Origin of the sequence: Pseudonocardia petroleophila (assembly GCF_014235185.1) — a bacterium.
GTDB lineage: Bacteria > Actinomycetota > Actinomycetes > Mycobacteriales > Pseudonocardiaceae > Pseudonocardia > Pseudonocardia petroleophila.
On the sequence record NZ_CP060131.1, the window covers coordinates 2,337,664 to 2,357,165 of the forward strand.

Annotated in this window: 22 protein-coding genes, 1 tRNA gene and 1 pseudogene; 9 read left to right on the forward strand and 15 right to left on the reverse strand. The window is 74.6% G+C overall.

Translation table 11 applies throughout. From position 1 onward, the window contains the following. The first annotated feature begins 59 nt into the window (after nucleotides 1–59). Nucleotides 60–839, forward strand: coding sequence for a type I methionyl aminopeptidase (gene map, locus H6H00_RS11780; protein ID WP_185722367.1), 780 nt, complete (start codon nucleotides 60–62; stop codon nucleotides 837–839). A 33-nt stretch (nucleotides 840–872) separates the two neighbouring features. Here map and H6H00_RS11785 read toward each other — a convergent pair whose 3' ends face one another. After that, nucleotides 873–1,574 (reverse strand): DUF899 family protein, encoded by a 702-nt coding sequence (locus H6H00_RS11785; RefSeq protein WP_185721318.1) that lies wholly within the window; start codon nucleotides 1,572–1,574, stop codon nucleotides 873–875. Between the two features lie 66 nt (nucleotides 1,575–1,640). Beyond that, entirely contained in the window at nucleotides 1,641–2,132 is a 492-nt protein-coding gene (locus H6H00_RS11790; RefSeq protein ID WP_185721319.1) for a YajQ family cyclic di-GMP-binding protein, read from the reverse strand. Between the two features lie 79 nt (nucleotides 2,133–2,211). Between H6H00_RS11790 and H6H00_RS11795 the strand changes: the two genes are divergently transcribed. Together H6H00_RS11795 and H6H00_RS11800 are read left to right on the forward strand one after the other, a co-directional pair. Beyond that, nucleotides 2,212–2,293: transfer RNA gene (locus tag H6H00_RS11795), tRNA-Tyr, on the forward strand. 347 nt (nucleotides 2,294–2,640) lie between these two features. Then, nucleotides 2,641–3,222 carry a DinB family protein gene (locus tag H6H00_RS11800; RefSeq protein WP_185721320.1) on the forward strand — a complete coding sequence of 194 codons (582 nt, stop codon included), beginning with the start codon at nucleotides 2,641–2,643 and terminating at the stop codon, nucleotides 3,220–3,222. A 116-nt stretch (nucleotides 3,223–3,338) separates the two neighbouring features. Here the strand turns inward: H6H00_RS11800 and H6H00_RS11805 are convergent, their stop codons facing one another. Then, nucleotides 3,339–3,923 carry a DinB family protein gene (locus H6H00_RS11805; RefSeq protein WP_185721321.1) on the reverse strand — a complete coding sequence of 195 codons (585 nt, stop codon included), beginning with the start codon at nucleotides 3,921–3,923 and terminating at the stop codon, nucleotides 3,339–3,341. A 142-nt stretch (nucleotides 3,924–4,065) separates the two neighbouring features. On the opposite strand from H6H00_RS11805, the gene H6H00_RS11810 reads away from it, so the two are divergent. Next, nucleotides 4,066–4,542, forward strand: coding sequence for a GNAT family N-acetyltransferase (locus tag H6H00_RS11810; protein WP_344736428.1), 477 nt, complete (start codon nucleotides 4,066–4,068; stop codon nucleotides 4,540–4,542). Here the strand turns inward: H6H00_RS11810 and H6H00_RS11815 are convergent. The 8 genes and pseudogenes from H6H00_RS11815 to H6H00_RS11845 form a co-directional block, all read right to left on the reverse strand. After that, nucleotides 4,517–5,458 carry a GNAT family N-acetyltransferase gene (locus H6H00_RS11815; RefSeq protein ID WP_185721323.1) on the reverse strand — a complete coding sequence of 314 codons (942 nt, stop codon included), beginning with the start codon at nucleotides 5,456–5,458 and terminating at the stop codon, nucleotides 4,517–4,519. The two genes, H6H00_RS11810 and H6H00_RS11815, sit on opposite strands and share 26 nt — an antisense overlap. Continuing rightward, on the reverse strand, nucleotides 5,455–6,282 hold the full coding sequence (locus H6H00_RS11820) for an aminoglycoside phosphotransferase family protein (RefSeq protein WP_185721324.1): 828 nt from the start codon (nucleotides 6,280–6,282) through the stop codon (nucleotides 5,455–5,457). The genes H6H00_RS11815 and H6H00_RS11820 overlap by 4 nt, the downstream gene beginning before the upstream one ends. 43 nt (nucleotides 6,283–6,325) lie before the next feature. Next, the gene (locus H6H00_RS31835; protein WP_369408068.1) at nucleotides 6,326–6,985 is read right to left on the reverse strand and encodes a class I SAM-dependent methyltransferase; all 660 of its coding nucleotides are present in this window, start codon (nucleotides 6,983–6,985) and stop codon (nucleotides 6,326–6,328) included. Next, nucleotides 6,971–7,720: pseudogene (locus H6H00_RS31840) on the reverse strand (putative protein N(5)-glutamine methyltransferase); the annotation flags it as partial. The gene H6H00_RS31835 and the pseudogene H6H00_RS31840, both read right to left, overlap by 15 nt. A gap of 6 nt (nucleotides 7,721–7,726) precedes the next feature. Next, on the reverse strand, nucleotides 7,727–8,464 hold the full coding sequence (locus H6H00_RS11830) for a GAF and ANTAR domain-containing protein (RefSeq protein ID WP_185721326.1): 738 nt from the start codon (nucleotides 8,462–8,464) through the stop codon (nucleotides 7,727–7,729). Next, complete coding sequence (locus H6H00_RS11835; RefSeq protein WP_185721327.1) at nucleotides 8,461–9,186, reverse strand: GAF and ANTAR domain-containing protein; 726 nt, start codon at nucleotides 9,184–9,186, stop codon at nucleotides 8,461–8,463. Before H6H00_RS11835 ends, H6H00_RS11830 begins: the two co-directional genes overlap by 4 nt. Nucleotides 9,187–9,235: 49 nt before the next feature. Further along, nucleotides 9,236–10,222 (reverse strand): patatin-like phospholipase family protein, encoded by a 987-nt coding sequence (locus tag H6H00_RS11840; RefSeq protein WP_185721328.1) that lies wholly within the window; start codon nucleotides 10,220–10,222, stop codon nucleotides 9,236–9,238. A 50-nt stretch (nucleotides 10,223–10,272) separates the two neighbouring features. Continuing rightward, the gene (locus H6H00_RS11845; protein ID WP_185721329.1) at nucleotides 10,273–11,808 is read right to left on the reverse strand and encodes an FAD-binding oxidoreductase; all 1,536 of its coding nucleotides are present in this window, start codon (nucleotides 11,806–11,808) and stop codon (nucleotides 10,273–10,275) included. Nucleotides 11,809–11,933: 125 nt separating this feature from the next. Here H6H00_RS11845 and H6H00_RS11850 point away from each other — a divergent pair, with 125 nt between their 5' ends. From H6H00_RS11850 to H6H00_RS11865, 4 genes are read left to right on the forward strand one after another with little or no spacing between them, the layout of a single operon-like run. Next, on the forward strand, nucleotides 11,934–12,335 hold the full coding sequence (locus H6H00_RS11850; protein ID WP_185721330.1) for a MarR family winged helix-turn-helix transcriptional regulator: 402 nt from the start codon (nucleotides 11,934–11,936) through the stop codon (nucleotides 12,333–12,335). Then, entirely contained in the window at nucleotides 12,332–13,507 is a 1,176-nt protein-coding gene (locus H6H00_RS11855; protein WP_185721331.1) for a glycoside hydrolase family 140 protein, read from the forward strand. The genes H6H00_RS11850 and H6H00_RS11855 overlap by 4 nt, the downstream gene beginning before the upstream one ends. Nucleotides 13,508–13,516: 9 nt before the next feature. Continuing rightward, entirely contained in the window at nucleotides 13,517–14,743 is a 1,227-nt protein-coding gene (locus tag H6H00_RS11860; protein ID WP_185721332.1) for a serine hydrolase domain-containing protein, read from the forward strand. Continuing rightward, nucleotides 14,743–15,138: a phage holin family protein gene (locus H6H00_RS11865; protein ID WP_185721333.1), complete on the forward strand. Its 396-nt coding sequence runs from the start codon at nucleotides 14,743–14,745 to the stop codon at nucleotides 15,136–15,138. The genes H6H00_RS11860 and H6H00_RS11865 overlap by 1 nt, the downstream gene beginning before the upstream one ends. 3 nt (nucleotides 15,139–15,141) lie before the next feature. Here H6H00_RS11865 and tenA read toward each other — a convergent pair whose 3' ends face one another. Continuing rightward, nucleotides 15,142–15,789: a thiaminase II gene (gene tenA / locus H6H00_RS11870; protein WP_185721334.1), complete on the reverse strand. Its 648-nt coding sequence runs from the start codon at nucleotides 15,787–15,789 to the stop codon at nucleotides 15,142–15,144. A gap of 179 nt (nucleotides 15,790–15,968) precedes the next feature. Between tenA and H6H00_RS11875 the strand changes: the two genes are divergently transcribed. Next, the gene (locus H6H00_RS11875) at nucleotides 15,969–16,184 is read left to right on the forward strand and encodes a hypothetical protein (RefSeq protein WP_172157642.1); all 216 of its coding nucleotides are present in this window, start codon (nucleotides 15,969–15,971) and stop codon (nucleotides 16,182–16,184) included. Nucleotides 16,185–16,203: 19 nt separating this feature from the next. Here the strand turns inward: H6H00_RS11875 and H6H00_RS11880 are convergent, their stop codons facing one another. The 3 genes from H6H00_RS11880 to H6H00_RS11890 form a co-directional block, all read right to left on the reverse strand. Next, the gene (locus H6H00_RS11880; RefSeq protein ID WP_185721335.1) at nucleotides 16,204–16,413 is read right to left on the reverse strand and encodes a hypothetical protein; all 210 of its coding nucleotides are present in this window, start codon (nucleotides 16,411–16,413) and stop codon (nucleotides 16,204–16,206) included. 113 nt (nucleotides 16,414–16,526) lie between these two features. Then, nucleotides 16,527–18,197: a class I adenylate-forming enzyme family protein gene (locus tag H6H00_RS11885; RefSeq protein ID WP_185721336.1), complete on the reverse strand. Its 1,671-nt coding sequence runs from the start codon at nucleotides 18,195–18,197 to the stop codon at nucleotides 16,527–16,529. Then, the gene (locus tag H6H00_RS11890) at nucleotides 18,194–19,450 is read right to left on the reverse strand and encodes a cytochrome P450 (protein WP_185721337.1); all 1,257 of its coding nucleotides are present in this window, start codon (nucleotides 19,448–19,450) and stop codon (nucleotides 18,194–18,196) included. The genes H6H00_RS11885 and H6H00_RS11890 overlap by 4 nt, the downstream gene beginning before the upstream one ends. Nucleotides 19,451–19,502: the final 52 nt, after the last annotated feature.

The following is a 19,502-nucleotide window of genomic DNA, read 5'->3' on the forward strand; positions in this document are numbered from 1 at the left end:
GACCGCACCCGGCGCCGTGCTAGGTTCGGTATAACTATACCGGCTAGGTGGGGGTGCCCGTGATCGAGCTGAAGACGCCCGAGGAGATCGCGCGCATGCACGTGGCCGGGCGGTTCGTCGCCGAGGTGCTCACCGAGATCGGCGGGCTCGCCGACGTGGGCGTCAACCTCCTCGACCTGGAGCACCACGCCCGCGCCATGATCCGGCGTCGGGGGGCCGAGTCGTGCTACTGGGACTACGCGCCGTCCTTCGGCAGGGGGCCGTTCCGCAACGTCCTCTGCCTGGCGGTCAACGACGCCGTCCTGCACGGCCTCCCGCACGACTACGTGCTGCGCGACGGGGACGTGCTCACCGCCGACCTCGCCGTCGGCATCGACGGCTGGGTGGCCGACTCGGCGCGCACAGTGATCGTCGGGACCGCCGCGGAGGAGGACCTGCGGATCGTCCACGCCACCGAGGAGGCGCTGGAGGCGGCGATCGCGCTGGCGCGCCCGGGCAACCGCCTGGGTGACATCTCGGCGGCGATCGCCGCAGTGGCCCACCGCCACGGCTACCCGGTCAATGACCAGTTCGGCGGCCACGGCCTGGGCCGCACCATGCACGAGGACCCGCACGTGTCGAACACGGGCCGGGCGGGGCGCGGCCTGAGGCTCCGGCCGGGCCTGACGCTCGCCCTCGAACCCTGGTTCGCCCGCACCACCGACCGGATCGTCTACGACCCCGACGGCTGGACGATCCGGTCGGCCGACGGCTCCCGCACCGCCCACTCGGAGCACACCGTGGCCGTCACCGAGGACGCGCCGCTGGTGCTCACCCGGCGGGAGTCGGAGCTGCGGTGACCCGCTGACCGCGGCCGTAGTCCGGGATGCGGATCATCCGCGGGCGGACGGTGCGGGCTCGTCGTACTCGTCGTGGCGGCGCATCCAGAACGAGAAGGGCGCCTGGGGCCAGCCGTCCGGCACGTCCTCGCCCTCGATCTGGTCGCCGTAGGGGGTCAGGGCCAGCAGGCTGGCGACGCTGCCGATGTGCCGCACCATCGACCCGTTCTGCAGGAAGTACGTCCGGTAGACGTCGTCGCCGTCGCGCAGGAAGACGTTGATCGCGAACCACTCCGTCGCGTCGAAGTCCTCGGTGAAGGAGTCGGTCGCGATCGTGTACCAGGGCAGGTCGGTCCAGCCCATCCGCTCGGCGTAGGCCCGCAGGGCCGGCTGCGGTGCGGGCGAGACCATGGCGAAGGTGATGTCGTGGGCGTGCAGGAGGCCGAGCTCGGCCACCCCGTCCGCCCACGACGAGCACCCGACGCACCCGGCGTCGGGCCACCCGCCGACCCCCTCCTCGAAGAAGAACCGGTAGAGGATCAGCTGGCTGCGCCCCTCGAAGAGGTCGACCAGCGCGACCGGCCCGTCGGGACCCTCGAAGCGGTAGTCGCCCTCGACCCGCACCATCGGCATCCGCTTGCGCGCCGCGGTGAGCCGGTCGATCTCGGCGGCGACGGCCACCTCCTGCTCGTTCGTCCGGGCGACCGCCTCCTTCCAGTCGGCGAGGGAGACGACGGGCGGCTTGGCGACGACCATGGGCCTGGACCGTAGTCGCGTGATCGACGGGGCGCAGGACGACGGCCCGGGCTCAGGGCCGGTGGGTCACCGGTAGTTGGTGAACTGCAGCGCGATGCCGAAGTCCCGGCTCTTGAGCAGGGCGATGACGGCTTGCAGGTCGTCCTTCTTCTTGCCCGAGACGCGCAGCTGGTCGCCCTGGATCTGGGCCTGGACGCCCTTGAACTTCTCGTCGCGGATGGCCTTGCTGATCTCCTTGGCCTTCTCCGCCTCGATGCCCTGCAGGATCTTGCCGTTGACCTTGTAGACCTTGCCCGAGATCGCCGGGTCGCCCGCCTCGAACGCCTTCATCGAGATGCTGCGCTTGACCAGCTTCTCCTTGAACACCTCGACCGCGGCCAGCGCGCGCTCCTCGGTCTCCGACTCGATCGTCAGCGCCTCCTCGCCCGCCCAGGCGATGGAGGTGCCGGTGCCGCGGAAGTCGAAGCGCTGCGACAGTTCCTTCGCGGCCTGGTTGAGGGCGTTGTCGACCTCCTGGCGGTCGACCTTGCTCACCACGTCGAACGACGGGTCTGCCATGTGTCCTCCTGATCACCGGGGCCGGGATCGGACCCGGATTCCGGCTGTCGTATCCTTCTCCAGCGCTACGGCGCACCGGGGCAGGTTGCCCGAGTGGCCAAAGGGAGCGGACTGTAAATCCGTCGGCTTAGCCTACGAAGGTTCGAATCCTTCACCTGCCACACCCCGGGAAAGCGGCCCCTGACCAGCAGATACACGGTCGGGGGCCGCTTCTGCGTCTGTCCCGCTGTGTCCTGCTCCAGACGGCTGTTCACGACCCTCCACGGACGCGATCAAGAACTGCCCTGCCTCAGTGGGTCCTCGACCCGGCGCCGGACCGTCGCGTCCTGACCAAGGATGCACTCGGCGTAGACCCGGAGCAGCACGTCGACGCCGTGTCCGGCCCACGCGGCCACCTGGGGTGCCGGAACACCACCGTTGAGCCACGTGGACACCGGGGCCCGCTATCCGGCGCGACGTCACCCGGGCCGATCCGACGTCGCAGCCCTGCAGATGCCACGGTCACCGTATGACAGAGACGAGCCTCAAGGCGGACCTCCACGACTACCTGCGCGCGGCTCGCAGCGCCGCCGTCTGGAAGCTCGACGGGCTGTCCGACTACGACGTACGACGTCCGTTGGTTGCGACTGGCACCAACCTGCTCGGCATCGTCAAACACCTCGCCACCGTCGAGTGGGGCCACTTCGGCGCTGCATTCGGAGAGCCGGACCCAGCATCACTTCCGTGGTCCGCCGCCGACGCCGAACCCGATGCCGACATGTGGGCGGCGGAACATGAGACCAGAGCCGAGCTGCTCGATCTCTACACGCAGGTGTGCGCGGCCTCAGACGCAGTCATCGCCGGCAACGACCTCGACGCCATCGGACACGTCCCGTGGTGGCCGGAGCCCATGGCCACCGTGACCCTGCAGCACATCCTGATCCACACCATCGCCGAAGCGAATCGGCACGCTGGTCACAGCGACATCGTCCGCGAGCTCATCGACGGGTCGGCGGGATACTCAGCCCAGGTCGACCTGGTGAGTCGCGACGGACAAGCAGAGCGGCGCGAGCAGTGGGAACGCCTTGAAGGGATCGCACGACGAGCCTGATGAGCCTCTGGCGGCCGGGCTCCGCCCGAACCCGACACCACTCGGAGATCCGGGGGCCGGTGAACGCGTTCCGCGGAACGCCCCCGGACGCGGTGCGGCCCGGGCCGGACGACCGATCAGGACGACGACGCCTGCCGGGCCGCCGACTCGACCCTCTCCACGTACCGCTCCCACCAGGCGCGGTCGTCCGACGGCAGCGAGTCGCTGTCGGCCCGGTACCCGATGACCCCGTCGAGGGTCTCCCGGACGATGTCGGCCTGCCCGGCGTGGCGGTGCGTCTCGCCGATCATGCGGACGACCACGTGGTGCAGCGTCGTCGCGGCCCTCTCGGCGGGCCAGTGCGGAACGCGCCCGACGGTGTCGAGCGGGAGCTCGGTGACGATGGCGTCGGAGTGCGCGGCGACGCGGCGGTAGCGGGCGACGATCTCCTCGCGCGGTTCGTCGGCGCGGGCCCACATGTCCTCGTTCTGCCACGGGTCGACGGTGTCCAGGTAGCCGAGGTCCGGGCTCGGCCGGTCGAACGTGCGGGCGAAGTAGGTGAGTTCGCCGCTGGTCAGGTGCTTCACCAGGCCGAGCAGGTTCGTCCCGGTGGGGGTCAGCGGCCGGCGTGCGGCGTACTCGTCGAGACCGTCGAGCTTCCAGAGCACCGCCTCGCGGGCCTCGTTCAGGTACTGGAGCAGATCGTCCTTCTGAGTGGGCATGGCGCGGACGGTGCCAGGACCCACCGACAGGCGGCTCGCGAGCCTCCCGGGGCACGCCGAGCGCGATCCCCGCCGGGGGACGATCGCGGCAGCCGGCGGATTCCCGTGGCGCCCGCGGCGGCGGTCGGTGAGGATGCGGCGCGTGACGATCCGTCCGCTCGGGTCCGGGGACCGCGACGCCGTGGTGGCGCTGTCGCTGCGCGCCTGGGAGCCCGTCTTCGCCTCGCTGCGGTCCGTGCTGCACGGGTCCGGCGTGTTCGACCTCCAGTACCCGCGGGGGTGGGCGGCCGCGCAGGCCGCGGCGGTGGGGGAGGTGTGCGACTCCGGGCGGGTCTGGGTCGCGGACGTCGACGGGGTCGTCGCCGGGTTCGTCGCCGTCGTCCTGCACACCGACGACCTCATGGGCGAGATCCACATGGTCGCCGTCGACCCCGCGTTCCAGCGCCGGGGTCTCGGCGCGGGGCTGACGGGGTTCGCGCTCGGGTGGATGGCGGAGCAGGGGATGACCACGGCGATGGTCGAGACCGGAGGGGACCCGGGCCACGCGCCCGCGCGCGCCACCTACGAGGCCGCCGGGTTCACGCACCTGCCGATCAGCCGCTACTTCCGGACCCTCTGACCTCCAGCACCAGCCGGACCTCGGTGGCGCGGTAGCCGGCCCGCTCGAACGCCGCGGCCATCGGGGCGTTGACGACGTCGGTCGTGGCGGTGATCCGCTCGGCCCCGTCGGCGGCGTGGATGCGGGTGATCTCGCCGAGCACGTCGTCGACGAGCCCCCGCCCGCGCATCCCGGGCACGACGCCGAGGTAGCCGACGTTGCGGCCGTACGGGGTGGCGGACGGGACGGCGAACCCGGCGAGGGCCCCGTCTGCGGCGTGCGCGAGCCGCCACCACTCCCGCCGGCCCGGGCACGAGAGGTAGAAGTCCAGGTCGTCGCGGGCCTGCCGGTCCGCGCCGACGTCGGCGACCTCGCGCAGCGTCGCCACGTCCAGGCTGTCCGCGGCGATCCGGCGGAACGCGTCGACGAACGCCTCGTCGTCGGGCTCGGGGCGGAACGCGAGCCGCGTCGACGGGGGCGGGACCGGTGCGTCCGGGATCCACTCGTAGCGCAGCCGCTCGACCTCCTCGGTCAGCCCCGCCCGCCGGGCCGCATCCGTCCGCCAGGCCACGGCGTCGACGACGTCCGGCCGGTCGCGCCAGCCGCCCGGCAGCGTCAGCTCGTACCGCGGCCGGGCGGCCAGCGCGGTGTGCCCGGCGCTCAGGAGCCGGTGCGCGAGCCCCGCCCGGTCGGGGACGCCCGGCCGGACGTGCAGGCAGTCCAGCGCGACCGGTGCGTCGTCGTCCGAGCGTCCCCACCACAGCGCCCGGCCGACGATCGCACCGTCCTGCTCGGCCACCCACGTCCACTCCGGACGGAGGCGGCGTTCCGCGTGCTCGCGCCGGAAGCGGTCGGCGTCGATCCCGCCGACCGGGTCGTCGAGCGGGAAGGCGGCGACGGCGTCGAGATCGGCGTCGGTGGCGCGGCGGACCGTCACGGGGACGGCTCGGCGAGCAGCACGTCGAGGACCCGCGCGTCGTCCGTGATCGCGGCCTTCCACAGCGCCCAGCCGCGCCCGCGGGCCCACATCGCGTCGTCGGCGCCCGTCGCGGTCCGGAACGTCGCGCGGGCGTCGGGGTCGAGGAGGGTCCAGGCGATCACGAGGTCGCAGGCCGGGTCGCCGACCCCGCACGTCCCGAAGTCGATGACCGCGGCGAGCCGCCCGTCGGCGTCGAGCAGGAGGTTGCCGGCGGCGACGTCCCCGTGGAACCAGACCGGCGAGCCGTGCCACGTCGCGGCGAGCGCGGCGTCCCAGATCGCGGTCAGGGCGGCGGGGAGCCGGGTGAGGTGGCGGCGGGTCTCGTCGTCGTAGAACGCCGGGTCGGCCCCGCGGTGGAAGCTGTGCGCCCCGGCGACCGGGCCGCCGGACGCGTCGACCCGCCCCAGGGCGAGCAGGAAACCGGCCAGGTCCCGCGCGAAGGCGTGCGGGTCGGGCGGCGGGGCGTCGCCCACGGGGGTGCCGTCGATCCACCGGCGCACCGACCACGGCCAGGGGTAGTGCTCCGACGGCGCACCCGCCGCGACCGGGACGGGGATCGGCAGCGGCAGCGCGGGGGCGAGCCGGGGCAGCCAGCGGAGCTCCTTCTCCACCGCCGGCACGTACCCCGCGGCGCTGGGCAGCCGGACCGACAGGCTCTCCCCGAGCCGGAACGTGCGGTTGTCCACGCCCTGGCGGGGCACCGCGACGACCGGGAGGTCGGCCCACTGCGGGAACTGCGCGGCGACCAGCATGCGGACCAGGGTCTCGTCGATCGGGTGCATCGGGGCCCACCCTGCCGTCGCGGCACGGCCGGGCGCGACCGGGTTACGCCCTGCGGGCCAGCAGGTAGGCCTGCGGCGTCCGCTCGCCGTCCTCCGCCTGCCGGACGGTCTGCGCGTGCACCGGTAGGCCTGCCGCCTCCAGCAGGGCGGCCATCCGCTCCGGGCGACGGCGGTGGAAGAGCAGGTCGACGGGGTGGCCGAGGGCGTCGGTGAGGTGCAGCGGCTCGTCCCCGACCTGGAACGTCAGCAGGGCGTGGCCGCCGGGGGAGAGGACGCGGGCGAACTCCGCGAGCGCCCCCGGCAGCTCGTCGTCGGGGACGTGGATGGTCGAGTAGTGGGCGACGAGCCCGTCGACGCACGCGTCGGGCAGCGGCAGGGCCGTCATCGACCCGACGGAGAACCGCAGGTCCGGGTACGCGCGGCGGGCCTGCTCGACCATCCCCGGCGACAGGTCGATCCCGGAGACGTCGACGCCGAGGCCGTGCAGGTGCGCGGTGATCCGCCCGGTGCCGCACCCCACGTCGACGACCGGGCCGCTCCCGACGACGTCGGCGAACCAGCGCAGCAGCGCCCGCTCCGCCGGCCGCCGGGGCAGCTCGTCGCCGACGTACCCGACGTACTCGGCGGCGATGGCGTCGTAGGAGTCGCGGGTGCGGCGCAGGAACTCGGGCTCGTCCACGGCGGCGACGCTACCGATCACCACCGTCGCCCCCCGCTCGTCGTCGACGACCGTGCGGGCGACGAGGCCGTGGCGCTCCATCGCCGCGGCCGTCAGCGGGGCCTGGCGGTCGCTGGTCTCGATCAGCAGGTGCCCGCCGGGGGCGAGCCAGCGCGGCGCCGCGGCGGCCACCCGCTGCTGGACCGCGGTGCCGTCGGGTCCGCCGTCGAGCGCCGCGCGCGCCTCGTGCAGCCGCGCCTCGGGCGGCATGAGGGCGATCGCGTCGGTCGGGACGTACGGGGCGTTGGCGACGAGCACGTCGACGCGCCCGTGCAGTGCGGCGGGCAGCGGGGCGTCGAGGTCGCCCCGGTGGACGTGCCCGCGGGGGAGGTTGCGCCGGGCGAGCGCGACCGCGGCCGGGTCGAGGTCGGCGGCGTGCACCTCGGCGTCCGGGACGGCGGCGTGGACGGCCGCGGCGACGGCCCCGGTGCCGCAGCACAGGTCCACGACGACGGCCCCCGGCCGGGTCAGCGCGATCGCCCGCTCCGCGAGGAGCTCCGTGCGCCTGCGCGGGACGAACACGCCCGCACCGACCGCGATCCGCAGCCCGCAGAACTCCGCCCACCCCAGGACGTGCTCGAGCGGCTCACCCGCGACCCGCCGCCCGACCAGCGCGTCGAGTGCGGCGGGGGAGTCGGCCGCCGCGAGCAGCAGCCGGGCCTCGTCCTCGGCGAACACGCAGCCCGCGGCGCGCAGCCGGGCCACGACGTCGGCCGCCATCCGGGCTCAGGCCGGGGGCAGGGCGTCGACGACCGTGCTGTCGGCGACGACCGCGCGGGCCAGCTCGGTGAGCTGCCGGTTGGTGGCCCGCGCGTGCCGGCGGAGCAGGTCGAAGGCCACCGTCATGTCGACGTCGCGGCGTTCGGCGACCACGCCCTTCGCCTGCTCGATCGTCACCCGGCTGTTCAGCGCGCCCTCCAGCTGCTCGGCGAGCAGCTCGCGGTGGGCGATCGCCCGCTCCTGGATGATCCCGATGGTGGCGACGTCGGCCAGCGCCTGCCCGATGCGGCGGTCGTCGGCCGACATCGCCGCAGGCACCTCGCCGAACAGGTTCAGCGCGCCGATCGTCTCCGCGCGCAGCCGCAGCGGGAACGCGTGCACGGCGAGGTAGCCCGCGTCGCGCGCGAACGGCGTGAAGTGCGGCCAGCGGGACTCCCCGGCCAGGTCGGCCGACACCACCTGCGTGCTGTGGTGGAAGCAGTCGACGCACGGACCCTCGGCCGACCGGAGCTGGAACTGCTCCAGGTCGTGGGCGGCCTCGGTCGAGTACGCGGCGACGGTGAGTCGGCCGCGCTGGTCGGAGAGCATCAGCCCCGCCGCGTCGACGGGGAGCAGGGCGACGCAGTCGGCGCTGAGCCGGTGCAGCAGCTCGATGACGTCGTACCCGGCGACGAGGGTGTCGGCCAGCCCGACGAACGCCTCGGCCAGCGACCGCTCCCGGTGGTCGTGCTCGGCTGTGCTCATCCTCGCTCCTCCTCGTCGAACCGCAGCCGCCGCGACACCACGTCGCGGGCGACCTCGTCGATCGCGCGGTCGCGGACGAACGCGAACGCCCTGAGCCTGCTCAACGCCACCTCGGGGGTGACCCCGAGCTGCACCATCACCATGCCCGTCGCCTGGTACACCTCGGTGTGCCGCAGCGGTGCCCCCGCCAGCCAGGCGTCCTCACCCGTACCGTCCTTCCCGTCGGACCGCAGACCGAGCAGCGACCACAACGCGGCGTCGGCCCCGCGCAGCGCTCCCGCGAGGTCCGTCGGTCCCAGCATGCCGGGTTCCCGCCGGTACAGGTCGAGCACACCGACGCAGATCGCGCCGGCCTGCAGCGGCAGCGCGAAGACCGCGCGCGTCGAGGTGCGCCGGGCGGCCGCGGCGAACACCGGCCAGCGGTCGCCGCCCGCGGCGCGCAGGTCGGGGACGAGCACCGGGCGGCGCTCGGTGACGGCCTCGACGCACGGGCCCTCGCCCAGGCTGAACTGCAGCTCCTGGAGCCGGCCCGCCTCGTCGTCACTCACCCAGACCGGCTCCTGCCGGTCCGGACGCACCATCACCGTGATCGCCGCCCCGTCGACGGGGAGCGCGGCCACGCAGGCCTCGCCGATCCGCCGCGGGCTCGTCGGGCCGTTGTCGGCGACGATCCCGGCCAGCGTCGCCACCAGCGCGGCGGTCTCGTCCATCCGGAGCGGCACCCCCGACACCTGACGGCGAGCGACCGGGCGGCGGCCGGGGCGTCTCGTGCTAGGGGCCGGACCCTACTGACCCCGTCCGTCCCCGGTCCGGGCGGCCCGGAGCCGTCCCGTCCGCCCGGCTCAGCGCCGCCTGCATCGAGGCGTACCCGACCCGGGCCGCACGTTCCACGCGCGCGGCGTCGACGGTCAGCCCCCGCACGCCGACGTCGTCGGTGGGGAGGACGGCGAGCAGGTGCGCGCCGTCGCGGGACGGGTGGCCCGCGTCGTCGAGGACGGCCAGCGACGGCCCGTGCCGCGCGCTCTCCTGCGCCATCGCGCCCAGGCCGGGGGCCAACCGGTCCAGCGCCCGGGCCCAGCGGGCGGGCCCGGCGCCCGGGTCGGCGGCCCGCAGCTCGGGCAGGGTGCGGTTGAGCAGCGCGAGGACGTGCGTGGCGCCGTCACGCAGGGCCCGCTGCACGGGCAGCGGCTCGGCCACCGACCCGTCGATCCAGCGGCGGCCGTGCAGCCGGACCGCGGGCCCGGCCAGCACCGGGATCGCCGCGGTGGCGCGCAGCGCGAGCCGCCACTCCGGCGCCGACCGGGGCTCCAGCACGTGCCCGGTGAGGTCGTCGGCCGCGGTCGCGACCACCCGCAGCGGGGAGCCGACCAGCCGCTCCCACACCAGCGGCTTGGCGACGGTGAGGATGTGGCCGAGCAGGTGGTCCAGCGACACCATCGGGCGGCGGGTGCCCAGGCGCCGCGGGTCGATGAACGCCCGGCACGCCATGTCCTCGAAGAAGATGTGCGCCGCGCCCCGCCCGTCGCCGAGCAGCAGCGCGCCGCCGATGTAGGCGCCCGCGGAGCTGCCGTAGACGACGTCGAAGCAGTCGCCGAGCCCGGCGTCGTCCAGGGCGTGGGCCATCCCGCCCGCGTAGACGCCGCGCATCCCGCCGCCGCTGACGACGAGCGCGATGCGGTGGCCGTCCGCGCGCCCCCCGCCGTCGCGGCGGCGGGCGAGCGCGTGGAGCACCTCGTCGTCGCCGGGGAGGGGAAGCATGACCGGATCATCCCCGGTGTCGCGTCCGATCCGGGTGTTGTGTGACCGGATCAGACCAGCACCCCGGGGTTGAGGACGCCCCGCGGGTCGAGGACGCCCTTCACCGCGCGCAGGGACGCGGCGAACAGGTCGGGGCGCTGGCGGTCGTAGCCGGGGCGGTGGTCGCGGCCGACGGCGTGGTGGTGGGTGACGGTCGCGCGGTGCCGCGTCAGCACCTCCATCGCGGCGGTCTTGATCTCGTCCCAGGCCCCGAGCTGCATGCCGGGGCGGCCGCCGGCCAGCACCGTGAAGTAGGGGGCTGGGCCGTCCGGGTAGACGTGCGTGACCCGGCAGTTGACGATCCCGTCGACGCCGCACACCTCGCGGACCGCCGCACCGACCTCGCTGCGCACGGCCTCGACCAGTGCGTCGGCGGCGTCCCACGTGCAGGCCGTCTCGAAGGTCTCCACGATCGCGCCGCAGCGGGTGAGCCCGTCGCGCAGGTAGGGCATGCGCAGGAACGCCGAGCGCCAGGTGCCGACCGCGTCCCCCCGCTCCTCGACGACGCCGCCGTGCGCGCGGGCGATCGCGACCGGCCCGGCCACGTCCACCGGGGCACGGGCCGACTCGGCCCCGAGCACCAGCACCGCGTGCCCGCCCTCCGCGGCGCCGGAGAAGTGCGCCTCGCCGTGGTCGAGCAGCCGGCAGTTGGCCAGGGTCACGCCGGACTGCGCGATCTCGCGGACCGCGGCCAGCCCGTCGTCGAAGCGGACGAACCGCACCGCGGCCGACGCCCGGTGCTCCGGCCGGTGCTGCACCCGCAGCCACGCCTCGGTGATGACGCCGAGCGCGCCCTCCGAGCCGAGGAACAGCCGGTCCGGTGACGGTCCCGCGCCCGACCCGGGCAGCCGCCACGACTCGCTGACCCCGGCCGGGGTGACCACCCGCAGCGACTCCACGAAGTCGTCGACGTGCGTGCCGCCCATCGCGTAGTGCCCGCCGGAGCGGGTGGCGAGCCAGCCGCCGACGGTGGAGAACTCGAAGCTCTGCGGGAAGTGCCGCATGGTCAGCCCGTGCGGGCGGAGCTGGTCCTCCAGACCCGGACCGAGCGTGCCGCCCTGCACCCGCGCGGCGCGGCTCGTGGCGTCGACCTCGAGGACGCGGCCGAGCCGGGTGAGGTCGAGCGACACCGCGGGGCCGTCGCCGCGGTGCTCGGTGCCGCCCACCACGGAGCTGCCGCCGCCGTAGGGCACCACCGCCACGCCCGCGCCGCCCGCCCAGTCCAGCACGGCCGCCACGTCGTCGTCGGAGCGCGGGAAGGCCACCAGGTCGGGCGCCGCGGACAGGTCCCCGGCCAGCGCGCGGACGACGTCGCGGAACGCCTTGCCGTAGGTGTGCGCGGCGCGGGCCGCCGGGTCGGCGGTGAACCGGTCGGCGAGCGCGGCGGGCGGGGCGACCCGGGGCGCGGGCAGCGCCGGGACCGCCGGCACGGGCACCGGGTCCGTCGCGCAGCCCGGCAGCCCGGCGGCCAGCCCGGCGCAGGCGTCGTCGGCCAGCGCCTCCTGCGTCCATCCCCAGCCCCACCACGACCGCGTCCGTTCGTCCATCCGGCCCACCCTGCCGCACCGGTGCGCGTTCCCGTTCGGGTGTCCTCGCCGCGCGTCACCGCGTGACCCGGGTCCGGCGAGGCGAGGATCGGTGCCCGACCGGACGGAGGAACCGGATGGACACGATGACCGCACGGCTCCGTTCCGTGCTGGGTCGCGCGGAGAGCCTCGACGAGCGCGCGCTGGCCGAGGTCGGGCTCCCGGTCCGGCACTTCGCGCTGATGGAGCGCCTGGCCGGTGGGCCGGTCGCGCGCCAGCACGAGCTCGGCGCCGCGATCGGGCTGGACCGCACCACCACCGCGACGCTCGTGCGCCGCCTCGACGACCGCGGGCTCGTCCGGCGCACCCCGATGCCCGGCAACAACCGGGTGCTGGTCCTGGAGCTGACGCCGGCCGGTGCGTCGCTGCTCGCCGCCGCCGTCGGGCGGCTGGCCGAGTGCGAGCGACGCCTGCTGGCCCCGCTCGACCCCGACGAGCGCGCGCTGCTGCGCCGCGCCCTCGACCGTCTCGTGGAGGTGGCCCCGTGAAGCACCGGACGCTGGCCGCGGTGCTCGCCACCGCGCTCGCCGCACCGCTGACCGCCGCCGCGGCCCCCGCACCCGGCCTGACACCGCTGGAGATCAGCCCGGACGGCCGCTCGTTCACCGCGGGCGGCGCGCCGTTCCTGTGGCTGGCCGACACCGCCTGGGGCCTGCTGGCCTCGGGCGACCCGGCCGAGGTCGAGCACTACCTCGACGTCCGCGCGGCGCAGGGGTTCACGGTCGTGCAGACCGCCGTCCCCGCCGGTGGGGACTGGGCCCGCGTCGACACCGCGGTGGCCGAGGCCGCCGAGCGCGGCCTCCGCGTGGCGATCACCCCCGCGCAGCCGGACCCGGGGCTGGGCCCGTTCCTCGGGGAGCGCTACGGCGACCGGGTCGTCTGGGTCCTCGGCGACGGCTCCGGGGACGACGCGCCGGAGTGGTCGGCCGTCGCCGACGGCATCGCGGCGGCCGCGGAGCCGGACCCGCTCATGACGTTCGCGCCGGGCCCGGGCGGGTCGTCGTCCGACGCCGTCGGGGCGGTGGAGTGGCTGTCGTTCGGGCAGTTCCGCAGCGGGCCGTGCTCCGCCGTCGGGGACCTCGTGGCGCGGCTGCGCAGCCGCCCGCCCGTCCGCCCCGTGCTCGACGCGCAGCCCAGCTACGAGGACGCCCCCGCGTGCGCGGGCCCCGGCCGGACCGAGGCCGTCGACGTGCGCCGCAGCGCCTACGCCGACGTCTTCGCCGGGGCCGCGGGCCACACCTACGGCCACCACGCCGCCTGGGCCGACGACCCCGCCGTCCGGGCCGCCGCGCTCGTCGACGAGGGCGCGACGCAGATGGCGCACCTGCGCGCCCTGACCGACTCGCGCAGCGCCCGCACCCCGGCCCCGCGGCTGCTCACCGAGGGGACGGCGGGCGTCCTGCGCGGCCCCGACCACCTGATGGCCCACGCCCCGGCGGGCGAGGGCTTCGCCCTCGACACCACCGGCCTGCCCGGCGACGCGCTGCGGGCCTGGTGGTTCGATCCGCGCACGGGTGAGCCGGTCGACGCCGGGTCGGTGCAGCGCTCGGGGTCGACGCCGTTCTTCCCGCCGGTCACCGGGCCGGAGGACGCCGAGCTCGACTGGGTCCTGGTGATCGACGACGTCGCGGCCGGACTCGCCCCGCCCGGTCGTCAGTAGGGTGGTGGCGTGGCCGAACTGAAGGTGGAAGCGGAGCCGGCGGAGGTCGGGTTCGACCCGCTGCGGCTCGCCCGGATCGACGAGCACTTCAGCCGCTACGTCGACGACGGGCGGCTCGCCGGCTGGACCGTCGTGGTCGCCCGGCGCGACCGGGTCGTGCACCTGACCCACCACGGACTGGCCGACGTCGAGGCCGCCCGCCCCGTCGGCGACGACACGCTGTGGCGGATCTACTCGATGACCAAGCCGGTCACCTCCGTCGCCGCCCTGATGCTCTACGAGCGCGGCCTGCTCGCCCTGACCGACCCGGTCGCGCAGTACATCCCGGCGTTCGCCGACCTGCGGGTCTACCGCGGCGGCGCCGCGGCCAACCCCGGCACCGAGCCCGCCACCGAGCCGGTGCGGATCTGGCACCTGCTCACCCACACCGCAGGCCTGACCTACGGCTTCCACCACGCCCACCCCGTCGACGAGATGTACCGCAGCCGCGGCTTCGAGTTCGGCGTGCCGGCGGGGATGGACCTCGAGTCGGCCTGCGACGCCTGGGCCGGCATCCCGCTGGTGCACCAGCCGGGCGCGGAGTGGAACTACTCGGTCGCCACCGACGTGCTCGGCCGCGTCGTCGAGGTGGCGTCCGGCCGGTCGCTCGACGCGTTCCTCACCGAGGAGGTCCTGCGCCCGCTCGACATGACCGACACCGGGTTCGGCGCCGCCGACCCCGAGCGCCTCGCCGCCCTCTACGTCCCGCGGCCCGGCGGCGGCCTGCACCGCCACGACCGGATGGGCGACGCCGCGCTGCGCGAGCCGACGTTCCTCTCCGGCGGCGGCGGGCTGGTGTCGTCGGCTGCGGACTACCACCGCTTCACCCGCATGCTCGCCCGCGGCGGCGAGCTCGACGGGGTGCGCCTGCTCGGCCCCCGCACCGTCGCCTACGCCACGCGCAACCACCTGCCCGGCGGCGTCGACCTGCAGCAGTTCGGCCGTCCCATCTTCGCCGAGTCGACCTACCACGGGGTCGGGTTCGGTCTGGGCTTCTCCGTGGTCGTCGATCCCGCCGCGGGCAAGGCCCTCACCAGTGCCGGCGAGTACGCCTGGGGCGGGCTGGCCAGCACCGCGTTCTACGTCGATCCCACCGAGGAGATCACCGCCGTGTTCCTGACCCAGCTCATGCCGTCGAGCACCCACCCGATCCGCCCGCAGCTGCGCACGCTCGTCACCTCGGCGCTGGTGGACTGATGTCGAACGCGCTCGCCTTCGTCGTGCGGGTGGCGGTCGTCGCCGTCAGCCTGTGGATCGCCACCCTCATCGTCCCCGGCATCGAGAACGACGCGGGCGGCACCGGGGCGCGGGTCGGCACGCTCGTGGCCGTCGCCCTGATCTTCGGCCTGGTCAACGCGGTGCTCAAGCCGCTCATCAAGGTCGTCGGCTGCCCGTTCTACATCCTGACGCTCGGCCTGGTCGGGCTCGTGGTCAACGCGCTGCTGTTCCTGCTCGTCGGCTTCATCGCGGGCGGTCTCGGCCTGCCGTTCGTCGTCGGCGGGTTCGGGGCGGCGTTCGTCGGGGCGATCGTGGTGGCCGTGGTCGGGTTCGTGCTGCACATCGTGATCCCGGACCGGATCGACCAGCGCTGAGCGCTAGACGGGCCAGCGCTCCTGCCGGTACGCCCCGTCCCAGAACATCCACTCGTACCGCGACGTCGTGGTGAAGTGGCGCCGCATCCGCGCGAGGTCGGGCTCGGACAGGGCCGCGGCCGCGCGGTCGGTCTCGGCCAGCACCGCGTCGACGACCGACCGGTAGTCCTCGCCGCCGTACATCGCGATCCAGCGGGCGTAGAGGGGATCGGGCGAGCCGGTCCGGAGCAGCGTCTCCCCGACCCGGGCGTAGATCCAGTAGCAGGGCAGGACCGCGCCGACCGCGTCGGTGTAGGAGCCGCCGTGCGCGGTGGCGAGCAGGTAGCTGAGGTAGGCCTGGGTGGCGGGGGCGACCGGGTCGTCCAGCGTGCCGAGCTCGTCGAGCAGCGACGCGTGCAGGTCGCGCTCGGCCGCGATGGCGCCGGCGGCGTGCCCCGCGAACATCACCGTGGCGTCCTCGGTCGGGGCCTTCGCGGCGCACACCGCCAGCGCCTTCGCGTAGCCGCGCAGGTAGTGCGCGTCCTGCACGACGTAGTGCCGGAACGCCTCGCGCGGCAGCGTGCCGTCGGCGAGGCCGGACAGGAACGGGTGGGCGAGGATCGCCTCGTAGATGCCGGTGATGTCGGACCAGAGCACGTCACGGGGAGCCACGAAGATCACGTTAGCGCTCGGTCACGGCATCCGTACGACCTGTGCGCAGAGGGTGAGATCCTGGTCACTCTTCGGGTACGATGGGGTGCGGGCAGCGCAGCCGGCAGCACTATGAACGGATCCCCCAGGGTGGCCCCTCAACGCTGAGAGCCCCGCATCGCACGCGGAGGTGAGTCGGAATGAGCCCCGTACCCATGGATCATCACGAGAAGATGCGGCTGCGAGCAGCCGCTTTCCGGGTGACCCGGCTGTACCCCGGTCCCGTGGGCGAGGTGCTCTCGCGGGAGCTGCTCACCTGGGAGGAGTTCGGGTACCGCCTGGGCGGTGGTCAGCTGGTCATGCGGCTGGTCGACCACGTCCTCAAGACGCCGCTCGGTCAGGCCGAGGCCGCCTGAGCACCGGCGCCCGGGGGCGTCAGCGGCCGAACGTCGCCGTGACGGTGGCGTTCTCGGTCGCGGGGGTGCCGTCGAACAGGCCGCCGACGGCCCCCGCGACGACCAGCAGGGCCGCGAGCGTCACCAGCGTGCCCAGCCGGCCCGCCACGTCGAGGGTGCGCAGGGCGCGCTCGCGGGCGGTGGAGGTGCGGTGGTGGCGTCCGGCGGGGGCGAGCGGGGATGAGGACATGGCGGCACCGTCTTCGATCAGTGGGGCGGGGAACGTGTCCGGTCCGGTGCGCGCGTGCCGGGTGGCCGTACACCCGGAACATCGCCCCCGCCCCCTGATTCGTTAGCTGTGCGTCACTCGTTCGTGTCCTTCCGTAGCCGTTCCCGCAGCTCACGCTTGAGCACCTTGCCCGCCGCCGACACCGGGATGGCGTCGACGAGGTGCAGCTCCCGGATCCGCTTGTACGGCGTGACCTGCGCGTTGACCGCGGCCATCAGCGCGTCGGGGTCGGCGCCCGGCGCCACGACGAACGCCACGGGCAGCTCGCCCGCCGACAGGTCCGGCCGCCCGACCACCGCGGCCCCCGCCACCCCGGGCTGCGCGTGCAGCAGCTCCTCCAGGTCGCGCGGGTACACGTTGTAGCCCTTGTAGATCAGCATGTCCTTCTTGCGGTCGACGATGGACAGGTAGCCGTCCTCGTCGAGGACGCCGATGTCACCGGTGCGCAGCCAGCCGTCGACGAGGACGGCCGCGTTGTCCTCGGGCCGGTCCTGGTAGCCGATCATCACCTGCGGCCCGCGGATCACGACCTCGCCCGGCTCGCCGGTGGGCAGGGCGGTCAGGTCGTCCCCGGCCGGGTCGACGACCCGGACCTCGGTGTCGGGCACCGGCAGCCCGACGGTGCCGGCCTTGCGCACCGCCGACCGCGCGGCCGGGCCGATGGTGGCGCCCATCGTCACCTCGGTGAGGCCGTACCCCTCCGCGATGACGACGTCCGCGCCGAGCCGGTCCTGCAACCCCCTGATCATCTCGACGGGCAGCGGCGCGGCCCCCGAGCTGATGCTGCGGATCGAGGACAGGTCGCGGACGGCGAAGTCGGGGTGGTGCAGCAGCGCCCCGTAGATCGGCGGGGCCCCGCTCATCCCGGTGACGGCGAAGCGCTCGGCGTCGGCGAGGTAGGCGCCCGGGTCGAAGCGCTCGTGCAGCACGGTCGTGGAGCCGCTCAGTACCGGGACGTTGAGCCCGCCGATCGTGCCCATCGCGTGGAACCACGGGGCGAGGCCGATCGCCACGCCGGTGCCCAGCCGGGTCGGGTACTCCTCGGGCGGCTCGACCTGGTCGAGGACGACGCCGCCGTCGGCGTCGAGCCCGGGCAGGGAGCCGGAGCCCCAGCAGGCGTACTGCAGCACGTTGACCACGACGTTGCGGTGCGGCAGCTGCACGCCCTTCGACCGGCCCGTCGTGCCGCCGGTGTAGGCGAGGTGGGCGAGGTCGCCGCGCACGTCGATGTCGACGGCGGGTGCGCCGGTCGGGGCGTCGGCGTGGAAGGCCTCGAAGTCCGTCATGCCGTCGACGGCGAGCCGGTGCGCCGGGTCGAGCGCCTGCTCGCGGTCGGTGACCAGCACGAGCCGGATCGCGGTGCGGTCGCGCACGGCGGCCAGGGCCGGGGCGGCCGCGGCCCAGGTGACGGCGGCGACGGCGCGGGCGTCGGCGAGCTGGGCGGCCAGGTCGGGCGGGGGCAGCAGCGGGTTGGTCGGGGTGAACACGGCCCCCGCCAGCAGGATGCCGTAGTAGGCGATCGCGTACTGCGGGCAGTTGGGCAGGTGGATCGCGACGACGTCGCCGCGGCCGATCCCCTCGGCGCGCAGCGCGTTCGCGAACGCGCAGGCCCGGGCGTGCAGGTCGGTGAAGGACAGGTCGCGGCCGGCGTAGTGGATCGCGGTGCGGTCGCCGAAGCGCCGCGCCGACCCGGCCAGCAGGGCCCCGACGGGGACCTCCGGGTAGTCCAGCGACGGCGCGCTCACCGGGCGCTCACGGGCATCGACTTGATCCCGTTGATGAACATCGACTGCAGCCTCCTGGGCTCGGCGGTGGCGTGGATGTCGGGCACGCGGGTGAGCAGCTCGCGGAACATCACCGACATCTCCCGGCGCGCGAGGTGGGCGCCCAGGCAGAAGTGCGGTCCGGCACCGCCGAAGCCGACGTGCGGGTTGGGGGAGCGGCGGACGTCGAACGCGTCGGGGTCGGTGAAGTGCGCGGGGTCGCGGTTGGCGGCCCAGTAGAACAGCAGCACCTTGTCGCCCGCGCTCATCCGCTGCCCGCCGAGCGCGGCGTCGACGGCCAGGGTGCGGCGCATGAAGATCACCGGCGACGCCCAGCGGACGATCTCCTCGACCGCGGTCGGGGTGACGCCGTCGAGGTCGGCGAGCCAGGCCCGGCGCTGCTCGGGGTGGTCGGTGAGCAGCTTGAGGCCCCAGCTGATCGCGTTGCGGGTGGTCTCGTTGCCCGCGACGACGAGCAGGATGAAGAAGCTCGCGAGCTCGTCGGGGGTGAGGCGCTCGCCGTCGATCTCCGCGTTGATCAGCGCCGAGGTCACGTCGTCGGTGGGGCGCTGCTCGCGGTGCCGCGCGAGGTCGCGCATCAGCTCGGCGAGCTCGTTGCCCGCCTGCAGCAGCGCCACGACGATGTTCTCCGCGTCCGGGACGTACTCCGGGTCGCTCGCCCCGAGGATCACGTTCGACGTCCGGTAGACGAAGTCGTACTGGCTCTCCGGCACGCCCATCATGTCGCAGACGATCTTGAGCGGGAGCCGGGCGGAGATCGTGGAGACCGCGTCGCACTCCCCGGCGTCGACCACGTCGTCGACGATCCGGGTGGCGATGGCCTGCACGTCGTCGGTGATCGCGGCCAGGCGCTTCGGGGTGAACCCGCGCGAGACGATCCGGCGCAGGCGGGCGTGCCGCGGGTCGTCGGTGTTGATCATCGAGCCGTAGAACTCGAGGAACTCCGGCGGGAGGTCGGCGATGTTCGTCGCGCCCGCGCCGGAGGTAAACACCTTCGCGTTGCGGCTGGCCTCGACGAGGTCGTCGAGGCGGGTCAGGGCCCAGTAGCCGGGTCCCTGGGGCAGGAAGCCGGCCTCGGGCTCGGCGAAGAACGGCACCGGCTCCCGCTCGCGCAGGGCCGCGAACGCCGCCGCCCGCTCGGCGATGGGGGCCGTCCAGAACCGCTCGATGTCGGACAGGTCCGGGCGGGTGGCCCAGGTGGTGCTCGGCGGCATCGCCGGCCTCCTCGGTGTGGGTCGGGTCACCCCACCCTAGTTACCAGGAAGT